The organism is Rhizobium sp. WYCCWR10014 (genome assembly GCF_001657485.1).
In the GTDB taxonomy this organism is placed as follows: Bacteria; Pseudomonadota; Alphaproteobacteria; order Rhizobiales; family Rhizobiaceae; genus Rhizobium.
Map to the genome: position 1 here is coordinate 11,959 of NZ_LXFU01000031.1, position 11,777 is coordinate 23,735.

At 61.2% G+C, this 11,777-nt stretch carries 10 protein-coding genes and 2 pseudogenes; 5 read left to right on the forward strand and 7 right to left on the reverse strand.

The annotated features are described in order from the left end of the window. Positions 1-60 precede the first annotated feature (60 nt). Genes A6U98_RS12375 through ugpC form a run of 3 tightly spaced genes read right to left on the reverse strand, consistent with a single transcriptional unit; the run spans position 61 to position 2,890 of the window. The gene (locus A6U98_RS12375) at positions 61-909 is read right to left on the reverse strand and encodes a carbohydrate ABC transporter permease (RefSeq protein WP_064650114.1); all 849 of its coding nucleotides are present in this window, start codon (positions 907-909) and stop codon (positions 61-63) included. Continuing rightward, complete coding sequence (locus A6U98_RS12380; protein ID WP_017957558.1) at positions 906-1,796, reverse strand: sugar ABC transporter permease; 891 nt, start codon at positions 1,794-1,796, stop codon at positions 906-908. The genes A6U98_RS12375 and A6U98_RS12380 overlap by 4 nt, the downstream gene beginning before the upstream one ends. Then, positions 1,793-2,890: a sn-glycerol-3-phosphate ABC transporter ATP-binding protein UgpC gene (ugpC, locus tag A6U98_RS12385; RefSeq protein ID WP_064650116.1), complete on the reverse strand. Its 1,098-nt coding sequence runs from the start codon at positions 2,888-2,890 to the stop codon at positions 1,793-1,795. The genes A6U98_RS12380 and ugpC overlap by 4 nt, the downstream gene beginning before the upstream one ends. A 129-nt stretch (positions 2,891-3,019) precedes the next feature. On the opposite strand from ugpC, the gene A6U98_RS12390 reads away from it, so the two are divergent. Beyond that, the gene (locus A6U98_RS12390) at positions 3,020-4,036 is read left to right on the forward strand and encodes a LacI family DNA-binding transcriptional regulator (protein WP_064650118.1); all 1,017 of its coding nucleotides are present in this window, start codon (positions 3,020-3,022) and stop codon (positions 4,034-4,036) included. 189 nt (positions 4,037-4,225) lie between these two features. Then, positions 4,226-5,365, forward strand: coding sequence for an AAA family ATPase (locus A6U98_RS12395; protein WP_064650120.1), 1,140 nt, complete (start codon positions 4,226-4,228; stop codon positions 5,363-5,365). Between the two features lie 157 nt (positions 5,366-5,522). On the opposite strand, the gene A6U98_RS12400 is transcribed toward A6U98_RS12395, so the two are convergent. Continuing rightward, positions 5,523-6,014, reverse strand: coding sequence for a carboxymuconolactone decarboxylase family protein (locus A6U98_RS12400; protein ID WP_064650122.1), 492 nt, complete (start codon positions 6,012-6,014; stop codon positions 5,523-5,525). A 184-nt stretch (positions 6,015-6,198) separates the two neighbouring features. Between A6U98_RS12400 and A6U98_RS12405 the strand changes: the two genes are divergently transcribed. Next, a complete protein-coding gene (locus A6U98_RS12405) occupies positions 6,199-7,125 on the forward strand; it encodes a LysR family transcriptional regulator (protein WP_064650123.1) in 927 nt (308 codons plus the stop codon). 168 nt (positions 7,126-7,293) lie between these two features. Then, positions 7,294-7,905: a L,D-transpeptidase gene (locus A6U98_RS12410; RefSeq protein ID WP_064650125.1), complete on the forward strand. Its 612-nt coding sequence runs from the start codon at positions 7,294-7,296 to the stop codon at positions 7,903-7,905. 51 nt (positions 7,906-7,956) lie between these two features. On the opposite strand, the gene A6U98_RS12415 is transcribed toward A6U98_RS12410, so the two are convergent. Together A6U98_RS12415 and A6U98_RS12420 are read right to left on the reverse strand one after the other, a co-directional pair. After that, entirely contained in the window at positions 7,957-9,594 is a 1,638-nt protein-coding gene (locus tag A6U98_RS12415) for an FGGY-family carbohydrate kinase (protein ID WP_064650128.1), read from the reverse strand. Positions 9,595-9,648: 54 nt separating this feature from the next. Next, positions 9,649-9,954: pseudogene (locus tag A6U98_RS12420) on the reverse strand (SDR family NAD(P)-dependent oxidoreductase); the annotation flags it as partial. A 157-nt stretch (positions 9,955-10,111) separates the two neighbouring features. Between A6U98_RS12420 and A6U98_RS12425 the strand changes: the two are divergent. After that, a pseudogene (locus A6U98_RS12425) lies at positions 10,112-10,873 on the forward strand (protein-L-isoaspartate(D-aspartate) O-methyltransferase); the annotation flags it as partial. Positions 10,874-10,989: 116 nt separating this feature from the next. Here the strand turns inward: A6U98_RS12425 and A6U98_RS12430 are convergent. Next, a complete protein-coding gene (locus tag A6U98_RS12430) occupies positions 10,990-11,754 on the reverse strand; it encodes a FadR/GntR family transcriptional regulator (protein ID WP_003549481.1) in 765 nt (254 codons plus the stop codon). Between the last annotated feature and the right edge of the window lie 23 nt (positions 11,755-11,777).

Sequence of the window (11,777 nt, forward strand, 5' to 3'; positions counted from 1 at the left end):
TATCCTCCTTGCGATGCCGTTGCGAAAAACCCGTCCCGGCATGGCCGGTCGGGCCGGTGCCTATTTGCCGGCGCTCATGGCAACACCTGCCACGATGAAGCGCTGGAAGATCAGGAACAGAAGAACGATGGGCAAGCTGGCGAAGACCGCCGATGCCATGACGGCGCCTATGCCCTCCGAGAAAGCGAAGTTGGTCTGGATCGAGGCAAGGCCGATCGTGACCGTGTACATGTCGGCCTTGGTCGCCGAGACGAGCGGCCAGAGAAAGTCGTTCCAGGCGAAGATGAAGGTGAACAGACCGAGCGTGGTCAGTGCAGGTACGGAGAGCGGCAACATGATCTTCAGAAAGATCGTCAGCCGTGAGGCGTGATCAATGGCGGCCGCCTCCTCCAGTTCTTTCGGAACGCTGCGGAAGAACTGCATCATCAAAAACACACCGATCGGCACGGCGACGCGCGGCATGACCAGCGCGAAGTGGGTATTATGCAGTCCCCAGCCCGAGACCATCGTGTGCAGCGGAATGAACACTGCCTGCTCGGGCACCATCAGGCCGGCAATCACGAGCATGAACAGCGTCTTCTTGAAGGGGAACTCCAGGCGCGCGAACGCATAGCCGGCCATAGACGAGACGATCAGAACCAGAATTGTCATCGTTACCGAGACGATGAGACTGTGCATCAGCCAGCGCGGCACGGTATCGAGCTTCAGGAGGCCGATATAATTATCGAGCGTGAAGGGGACCGGCAGGAAGCCTGCCGTGGAACGCATCAGCTCGGTATTCGGCTTCAGCGACATGGCGACGACCCAGACGACGGGCAGAAGCCAGAGGATCGCAAAGGCGATGGTTGCTCCAAGGATGAGAACGTCCGTGGCGCGGCGCAGGCCGCTTGTGCGTGCGCTTGCCATCATTCGTCCCCCCTGCGGCCGAGCCAGAGCTGCAGCATTGTGAAGCCAAGCATCAGGATGAAGAGCCCGAAGGACATGGCCGTGGCGTAACCGACCTGCCAGTCACGGAAGCTCGTCTCGTAAATGTACTGAACCAGCGTACGCGTTCGATTGGCGGGGCCGCCCTGTGTCATCAGGTGGGCCTGACCGAAAATCTGGAACTGACCGACGATCTGCAGGACCAGAACCAGGAGCACGGTGTGACGGATCGACGGCAGGGTGATGTTTTTCAGGACGCTGAACCGACTGGCATGATCGAGTTCGGCCGCTTCGTAAAGTTCCGGCGGTATCTGGCTTAATGCCGCCAGAAACAGCGCCATGGGGAGGCCGACACCCCACCAAAGCGTCGTCAACGCAATCGACGGCATGGCGAGCGTCGGGTGCCCGAGGAAATTGACGGGCTTGACGCCGATGAGATTGAAGAGCGGCACCAGCAGGCCGTTGTCCGCAGACAGCACCATCGACCAGATCAGCGTCACGACCGAGACCGAAAACACGCTCGACATGAAGAACACGGAGCGCAGCACACCCTTGAGCCGCCCCTGCCCGAACACGGCAAGAGCCAGCACCAGGGCCAGTGCGGTCATGGTCGGCACGGTCATGGCGACGAAGGTCAGCGTGTTGCCCACCGTCTTCCAGAAGATCGTGTCGAACCACATGTCCTCGTAGTTCAGGAGGCCGATATATTTCCGGTAGTTGCCGGCAAGCTCCCAGTCGTGGAGACTGATCCACAAGCCCTTGAAGAAGGGGTAGACCAGGAACGTGGCATAGATCACCGCGAAAGGCGCGAGGAAGATGTAAGCGGCGAGCGCATCGCGCCTGCGCGCGGCGGTCAGGCTGCTGGTGCTCATGCTCCACCCGCTTCAGAATATAGGGTAATCGAGACCTTGTTTGCATCGAAGACGTGGCGTGTGCCGGGGCCGATCGCAAAACGGGCGACGGAGCCGATCGACGGCGCCGCACCGCCGCGCAGTTCGGAGACGATGGTCGTACCATCGGCAAGCGTTGCATAGACAAGTTGCAACGAGCCGAGCTGCTCCACGACATCAACGGTTCCGCTGAGCGCCCCTTCATCGGCCGGTGACAGGATTTCCGGCCTCAGGCCGATCGTCACCGTGTCGCCTTTGGCGGGACTGGCACGGACGTTGGCAGTAAGGCGGGCATCTCCCGCACAGGCGAGTTCGACCGTTTCGCCGTCGACGGCTGTGACTGTAGCCGGGAGCAGATTGATGCGTGGCGCACCGAGGAAGCCAGCCACGAAGGCATTGGCAGGGCGCTCGTAAAGCTCGATCGGCGCGCCGACCTGTTCGATCTGCCCGTCCCTGAGGACCACGATACGGTCTGCCATGGTCATGGCTTCCGTCTGATCGTGAGTGACGTAGATCATGGTTGCGGCGAGGCGGTGGTGGAGCTTAGCAATCTCGGTGCGCATCGAGACGCGAAGAGCGGCATCGAGATTGGAGAGCGGCTCGTCAAACAGAAAGACATCCGGTTCGCGCATGATGGCGCGGCCGATCGCAACACGCTGACGCTGGCCGCCGGAAAGCGCCTTAGGCTTGCGGTTGAGATAAGGCTCAAGCTGGAGGATGGCGGCGGCCTTATCGATGCGTGAGGCGATTTCAGCCTTCGGCGTACCAATATTGCGCAGGCCGAAGGCCATGTTCTCGCGAGCTGTCATGTGGGGGTATAGCGCGTAGTTCTGGAAGACCATCGCCACCCCCCGATCGCGGGCGGCCGTATCATTGACCCGGTTGCCCCCGAGCAGGACGTCGCCGCCGGTGATGGTTTCGAAACCGGCGATCATGCGCAGAAGTGTCGATTTTCCGCAGCCGGAAGGCCCGACGAAAACGAGGAACTCGCCGTCGTTGATCGAAAGCGAAATGTCACGGATGACATTCACCGCGCCATAGCTTTTGGACACCCCAGCGAGCGTTACTCCTGCCATGCACTCCTCCCAGAGCGATTAGTTATAAATCACTGGTTATAACTAAAATTATTATCAAGCAAGCCCTCGCCGCTTTTGCGTTGGTAAAACTTCGTGCTAAGCGAATAGTCAGTCTTGCAAGGGGTTCGCGTGATCAAAAAGCCGACGATGTCCGACATCGCTGCCGCCTGCGGTGTCTCGCAGGCGACCGTGTCGCTTGTGCTCAACAATGCTCCGGGAACGCGCATATCGCCGGCAACGCGTGAGGCTGTTCGAAGTGCGGCGGCCAGAATGGGTTACCGGACGCAGGCTCGGCGCATCGACCGGCGTCCGCTGATTGCCATGCTCATCAACGAGGTGACAAGTTCGCCCCATGTCGCCGGCTTGATCGACGGAGCCGGAGAGGCGGCAAACGAGCTGGGCTATCTGCTCTCGGTGATGCCGACCGACGCCGACGAGGAGGCAGAGCAGGCAGCGCTGAGCCATCTCGCGACGCTGCCCGCTGCGGGCATCATCTATGCGCGGCTGATCACGCAGCAAGTGACGCTTGCTCCGCAGCTCGCGGAATGGCCGATGGTACTTTTGAACTGCTATACGGTCGACAAGCCCCTGCCGAGCGTGGTGCCCGGAGACCTGTCGGCTGTGATGAAGGCGACGCTGTCGCTGATCGATGCCGGGCATACGCGCATTGCTTATATCGGTGGCGAGGACGCGATCGAAGCTTCTCGCGAGCGCATCAAGGGTTATCGCCGAGCTTTGACGATGCGCGACATTCCTGTCGACAACCATCTCATCATCAAGGGACGTTGGACGATTCAGGGCGGCTATGCAGCCTTCAAGCGCCTGCAAGCGCTCGATGACCGACCCACGGCGATATGCTGTTTCTGCGACCGCATTGCCATGGGTGTCTATGAAGCCGCGAAGGAAGCCGGCCTCTCGATCCCGCGCGACCTTTCGGTCATCGGTTTCGACAATGAATCCTATTCCGGCGATATGCTGCCGCCGCTCACGACGATGCAACTGCCCCATGCCGACATGGCGCGCTATGCCGTCGAGAAGCTTGCCGAGATGATCGCCGCGCCGCGGATGCGACATGACAATCACAAGGTCAAGCTGGAGTGCGAAATGATCGTGCGCCAGTCGGTGGCGCCAATAGACGCCGTATAGGCCGGACGCCAGAGTGGATTCCCCGTTGTCCACAAGCGCTTGCTCGGATGACCGGCTCAAGGGCGAAACGCTGTTGAGGAGCAGACATGCGCTTCAACTGACAGAGTGACAGCCATGCGCACGGCTGTGGCCCATCAAGGCTGCGGCAGATCGCTTTCGTTGGACGGACCCCTACTATGGAAGTCGACCATGCTTCTTCGCTCCATGTTTGCCCAAAACTACCGCTCGTTACGCTCCATCCGCATGGATCTGGCCGGCGTTAATGTTTTCATCGGCGAGAACGGCGTCGGCAAATCGAACCTCTACCGCAGCCTCCAGCTTGTGCAGGCGGCGGTGCGCGGCACGTTCGCGCATGAGATCGCCGCCGAGGGCGGCATGGCTTCGGCGTTGTGGACCGGCCCAAGGCGCGACGAGAAGTATTTTCGCATCAAGCTGGAGGTGGAGGTTCTCGACGAGGAGCGGGCGGTGACGTGGCGATATTGGGTCGAAGCCGGGCTCAGACCACCGGAGGCCGCCGCCGGATTTGCCTTCGAGCCCCAGGTCAAGGCCGAAGAGCTTTGCTTTGAGGCCGGGTCGCGTCCCGTTACCATGATGAAGCGCAGCGGGCCGGGGATCATGGTTCGCGGTGTCCGCGGCCGCATGGAGGATTACCCGGAGCAGGCGATGACGTCGGAAACAGGAATCGCGATGCTCGGAGATGCTGGACATTATCCGGAAATTGCCGCCTTTCGCCGTCTCATCGACGGCTGGCGATTCTTCCATGGATTCAGGACCGATCGGGAGTCGGCGTTGCGGCGTCCCTGCCTGGCGGTCACGTCGACGCTGCTCGACCAGGACGGCGCAAACATGGCGGCGGTGTTCGCGACGCTGGTGCATACCCGCGGGGACACGGTCGAGCTCGACCGGGCCATTTCCTCCGCCTTGGGCGGGGCAAGGTTGCACGTGCCGGAACCGGGGGAGCATGCGGAATTCGGACTGATCTTTCCAGATTTCCCGCGCCGGATTTTTCAACCGCGCGAGCTTTCTGACGGACAGATCCGTTTCCTCGGGCTCGCTGCCGCGCTGATGTCCTATCGCCAGCCGCCGCTGATCGCATTGAACGAGCCGGAAGCAAGCCTGCATCAGGACATGCTGTCGCCGCTCGCCGACATGATCGCCGCAGCGGCACGACGTAGCCAGATCTGGATCGTCACGCATTCCCAACCTCTCGCCTCGGCCGTGGAAGAGCGCTGTGGGGTGCGGCCGAAGCGGGTGATCCGAAAGGATGGCGCGACCTGGATCCAGGGTATGAGACTGACGGGGGTCGTTGAAGACGAAGGTGACGATTAGCTGCAATCGAGCCGGCTCTTGGTAGGGCGCCAGGTCGGAGGCCGCGTATTCTGGGCCGCATCCACGAATCGACGTCGAGCAACACTCGCCGCCGCTTTGGCGCAAGGCCGGTGAGCTTCCGGCGACAAGACGGCGATTGCGCGCTTCAAGACCGTGACTACGGTCTGGCTCCCGCTGGCTCATTGACGCCGGCTTCCGACCGCTCCGCAAAAAGCTGAGACAGTGCTTGCGACGCGGCAATGGCACGGGGAAAGCCTGCCGGAACCGTTATCATATAGATCACTTCCTTGAGCTCCTCCTTGGGAACGCCGATGTTGAGCGCATATCCGGCATGAACCTTCATCAAATCTGTCAGGCCCATTGCCGCGAATGCAGCGACGGCGGCGAGTTGGCGCGTGCGATTATCGATGCCCGGACGTGACCACACATCTCCGAGAGCGTAGGCTTCGGTCGCTTCGGCGAGGAACGGAAACTCTTGCCGCATCGCTTCTAAATTTGGCTGTGTCATGCCGTTGTTGAGGCTCCGGATGACGGCAGCACCACGTTCGCGGCGCTCCTCCACAGTCTGAGCGAAGGCCACGTCCGGCGATATGGCCAAGAGCGCCGCAGTACCCGCGACTGCAAAGTGTGAGCGGATATTCTGATACATGGAAGATTCTCCTTGTTCGATCCATTTCTTCCGACGCGAGACCTGAGGACCCGGTTCGCTCCGCTCTCGTCAGCGCCCCAGGGGCGTCGATCCTCATCCCGAATGTCCTTGCACCGAAAGTATGGCGGAGACGACGGCGAAACAATTTACGAATGGTGACAAGCTTGGTAAGCTTTGCTGACCAATGGCCATCGATCTTAAACTCGTGTCCGTATTCCTCGCCGTCGCGGAAGCGAAGAGTTTCCGCGGCGCGGCTGAGCGCCTCGGCCTCACCCACTCGGCAGTAAGCCAGGCGATCCGGCGGATGGAAGACCGGATGGGAGTTGCTCTCTTCCAGCGCACGACGCGGAGCGTCAGCCTGACTGAAGCGGGCATGCGGCTTTACGAGCGCGTTGGGCCCGCAGTCGCCGAAGTCGAATTGGCACTGGATGATGCCCAGGATCGGGACTCCCAGCCGACAGGACTCCTGCGGCTCGCTGTATCGTCGATTGCCGAGCGGTTTATTTCCGGGCCGCTGCTTGCAAGCTTCACGCACGCCTATCCGGGCGTGCAGGTCGATGTAAACGTCACGGATGAGGAGTTCGATATCGTCGCCGAGGGTTACGATGCGGGTGTGCGGCTCGGCGAAGTGATTGAGCAGGACATGATCGCGGTTCCGGTCTCCGGCAGCCAGCGGCAGCTCGTCGTTGCCGCGCCGTCTTACCTGGAACGCTTCGGAAGGCCCGCAAATCCATCAGAGCTTTCGCGGCACTGCTGCATCGGCTGGCGTCCGGCGCCGGATGTGGCGCCGTATCGCTGGGAGTTCGAGGAGAATGGCCGGGAATTCGACGTGGCCGTCAATCCGAGGATCACGACAAACGACATGGGGGTCATGGTGCGGACGGCGTGCGCCGGCGGAGGCGTGACATTCGGCATGGAAGAAACGTTCAGGCCATATCTCGACCGGGGAGAACTGGTGTCGCTCATGGAGGAGTACCTACCGCCGTTCCCAGGTTTCTTTCTTTATTTCGCGGATCGGCGAAATCTGCCTCCGAAGCTGCGCGCGCTCGTCGACCATGTGCGCTATCGCTCCGACAGCAATGGACATGAAACGTCTTGGAAGGCGGGCTGAGGACGAGGATCGGTTTCAGCAAGTTCCTGTTTGCTGCCGGAGCCGACCGGCTGAGCTACCGCAGTATCATCAGCGGCAATAGCTTTTCAATATCCTGGGGCCGGCAGTCATAGTGCCGCCACAGAATTCAGCCCAATCAAGCTTGTTCAACAAGCGGATGGCGACAAGATGAGATTGCTGGCTCTCGTGGCTGCGGCCTTTTTGCTAACGGTCATTCAGACTCAAGCCCAGATCTATGGGCCGTATGATGGATATGACGACTTTGGTGGATACGGTTACGACGATCCATACAGCCCCTATCCGCCACCACTCGATTACGATCCGGCGCCTCCCTATCAAGAGCCCCTACATGATCGCAGGCAACCGCCGACCAGACGTACAAAAGGAACCATCGAAATCGTGACGAGCGAGCATACGCTCATTTACACCACCCCTTGGGGCGAGCAATTCGCTTACCCCATCGCGGTCGGCCGTGAGGGCAAGCAATGGTATGGATCCACGCGGGTCGTGTCGAAGCGGGCGCATCCTGAATGGCGACCCACGGCCGGCATGCGGCAGAAGAACCCTCGGCTTCCAGCGGTCGTGAAGCCCGGCCCCGCCAATCCGCTTGGAACCCGCGCGATCTATCTCGCCGATGGCCTGTTGCGCATCCACGGCACCAACGACCCCTCGTCCATCGGCACCAACGCGTCGAGCGGGTGCTTTCGAATGTACCGTCAAGATGTCGAAGAGCTTTACGAGATCGTCCAGCCGGGAACCCGGGTCATCGTTCGGCGCTAGCGGTCAGCCGATCGATCGCTGATGAACCCCCGCGAATTGGCGTTGGGATATCTAACCGTCGATACGCAGCTTGCGCGCCAGAGCCTGAAGCTCCTTGAACCCTTCATAGCGTTTATGATGAATATCGGGGATCGGGCCTTCTGATGGCAGGAATGTCGTTTCGACCGCCGAGAGTGTCGTCATCGCTTGACGTACATCCGCAAACAGCCCGCTGGCGACAGCGCCCAGGATGGCGGCCCCCAGGAGGACCGGTTCTTCTGCCTTTGTCGCGATGACCGGCTTGCCGCTCGCATCGGCAAGCAGCTGGCGAACAAAGTCGTGCTGGCCGGCGCCACCGCTGATGACGATGTTTTCGATGGTAACACCCGCATCGGCCTGCGTCTCGATGATCTGCCTGAGGCCGTAACCGATGCCGCAAAGCCCTGCGACGTAAAGAGAAACCAGGCTGCCGATATCGTCCTCCATCCCGAGACCGGCAATGATTGCGCGGGCATGCGGATCGGCAAAGGGCGCGCGGTTGCCGAGGAACTCGGGAACGACGTGCAATCCGGCCGCAAGCGTGACGGCGTCGGAAGAACGGCCCGCTTTTCGGGCGGCCATATCTGCAAGCAAAACCGGCAACGGAACGCCCGCCTTCTTCGAAAGCTCCCTCGCTTCCGCGGCAGCCGGATGGAAGGAGAGCAGCTGGTCGATCGCAGCGCCGGCGGCACTCTGGCCACCCTCGTTCAGCCATAGTCCCGGCACCATGGCCGAATAATAGGGCCCCCAGACGCCGGGCACGAACGACGGCTCTGCCGTCGATGTCATCGTGCAGGAGGAAGTGCCGAATACATAGGCCAGATTGGCTTGAGGACCGGCACCCGTGCCAACGGTTCCGATTCCGCCCGCATGAGCATCGATCAGTCCGGCAGCGACGGGCGTTTCAGGCTTCAGGCCAAGCTCGCCGGCTGCAGCCGCGGTCAGTCCTCGACCGAGTGCCGAACCGGGCTCGACGATAGCCTGCCCGATGCGGGCAAACTCTTCGTCGGCGAGCGTGCCGAGGCCGATCTGGTGAAAATAATCTCCATCCCAGCGCTTCTCGTGGGCGAGATAGGTCCATTTGCAGGTGACCGTGCAGGTCGAACGCGACAGATCGCCAGTCGCTCGCCAGGTCAGGAAATCTGCAAGGTCGAAGAATTGCCACGCGGCATCAAAGACCTCAGGGCGATTTTCCTTCAGCCAGAGGAGTTTGGGCGTTTCCATCTCAGGCGAGATGCGGCCGCCGACGTAACGCAGGACGTCATGGCCGAACGCATTGATACGCTCCGCCTGCGGCACGGCGCGGTGGTCCATCCATACGATGATGTCCCGGTTCGGATCTTCCGAAGGCCCAACGGGAAGCGGCTTGCCGCCTTCGCCAAGGACGACGAGCGAACAGGTGGCATCGAACCCAAGCCCCATGACGGACGCCGGATCAATCCCGGCCGAGGAAACCACGTCGCGCACTGCCGCGCAAACGGCCGCCCAGATCTCGGTGCTCGATTGCTCAACCATGGAACCCGGCTCGTGAAACAGGGTGATATTCCGCTTGGCGGACGCGAGCATCCGGCCGGTCAGGTCGAACAAGCCGGCGCGGGCGCTGCCGGTGCCGATATCGACGCCGATGACATGTTTGGCATCTGCTTCTGGCGTGCGAGATGTGTCGCTCATGGTCTCTCCTTTGAAGTCGGCAAGGATCAGGCTAACTGCAGTGTGGGCCGGTGTTTACAGATCCACGCTATTCGGCAGAATCACAAGATCGCGGACGGTCACATTACGCGGCCGCGACAGGATGAAAAGAACGGCGTCAGCCACTTCTTTCGGCTGCATCAGGCTGCCATCGGCCACCGCCTCCTCCATTTTCGCCTTCGGCCAGTCGTCGAGCAAGGCCGTGATGACAGGCCCTGGCAGCACCGCACCGACGCGCACGCGGTGCTGCGCCACTTGCCGGCGCGTGGAATGGACGAAGGCCTGAACTGCGAATTTCGAGGCCGCGTAGATCGGCTCCCACACGACCGGCACGACGCCTGACGGCCGTCATTCCTGCGGAATCTGCTGCTGCCACGCCATGAACACTATTCCACGTGCGCCCACGTATCTCAGGAACTCTCCGGGCGCCCATTTGTTTTACATTCCGCACCACCCAGAGATTTGCCTAAGGTGTAGTCGGCGACAGTGGAGCTGATCCATGGATATGACGCGCATCCGAGATCGCATGGTGGAGCACCACGTTACGCGTCGTGGCATTCGCGATCCAGGCGTGACCGAAGCGATGCGCACGGTGCCGCGCGAAATATTCGTTCCTGCGGGCTCCGAGGAATTCGCTTATGAGGATGCGCCGCTGTCGATCGGCGAGGGCCAGACAATTTCGCAGCCGTTCATCGTGGCTTTGATGCTCGAAAAGGCAGATCTGGATGCCGGCGACACAGTGCTCGAAGTCGGAACAGGTTCCGGCTACGCTTCAGCCCTCCTGAGCCGGATAGCAAGACATGTCTACTCCATCGAGCGCCACGAAAGGCTGGCGCTTCAGGCCAAAGAAAGGTTCGAGAAACTGGGATACCGCAACATTGACGTTCGCGTCGGCGATGGCAGCAAAGGCTGGGCGAAAGCCGCGCCATTCGATGCCATTATCGTTTCAGCGGGCGCACCCGAGGTACCAACCGCCTTGAAAGAACAGCTGGGCCTCGGAGGGCGGCTCATCATCCCGGTCGGCGGCGGTGAAGGGCAGCGCCTGACACGGCTCACGCGCACCGGCGCCGCCGCATTCGAGGAGGAAGATCTCGGCGGGGTGCTCTTCGTTCCCTTGATCGGCGAAGACGCCTGGACAGCTTCACATCCGATGTACACGGCAACGGCCCCCTCATGGCCGGCAACGGTTGCCTCCGAACCAAGTTCTCCGCATGACGGACAGGGAGGGGGAATGGAAAATCATAAAGTGCCTGCGTTGCCGCATCAGCATCATCAAGAAGCAGAAATCAGGCTGACAATTGACGACGAAGGAGACATCCCGACTTAAGGGCATAAACTCTCTACCATTTTTGAGTTGCTAGCCGCTTGGGATGCGCGTCAGAAGGACAGATCGAGCACCCTGCCCTCGAACAGACGGTCCCGGGAGCCTTCGAGATGCGCCTTCATCAGTCTTTGCGCATCGTCAGGCCGGCCATCGGCGATCGCTTTGTAGATGGCGTTATGCTCTTCGTAGACCTGTTCCAGCCCCTGGCGGGGGCCGAGCAAAGAGAGGCCGTGGAGATGCATGCCGACGGCGATATGGGCCTTCAGCGCATCGATCGAGGCCGTGTAATAATGATTGTTGGCAGCCTCCGTCACCGCGCGGTGGAAGAGGAAATCGGCGTCGGTGCGGTGAAGCTGGTGGCTGGTCGCCTCACGCAGATCTGCAAGCGCGCTGGCAATCTTCTGGATGGCCTGCTCATTGCGGCGTTTGGCGGCGAAATAGGCGGCCGCCGGCTCGATCGTCAGGCGGAACTCGTAGCAGCGCTGGATGTCGGCGATCGTCTTGACCGGCGAATAGGCAAGCTGCGTCGTCGGCGATCCATGCGCGCTGACGAAGGTGCCGGCGCCCTGCCGGGCATAGACCATGCCCTGATCGCGTAGGCGCGCCAGCGCATCGCGGACGATCGGCCGCGACACACCCAACATCGAGGCAAGCTCATGCTCGCCGGGAAGGCGTGAATCCGGCGGATAGTTTCCGCCACGGATACGCTCGAGCAATTGGTCGAAGACGCGATCGACCAGCTTGACGGCCTTGCCGCGTTCGGGCTTGCCCGGCGGGCCGGCTTCCGCGTTCAAGGATTCGCCATTCACTTCAGCCACGTCATTCTCCCCGGCGGTATCTT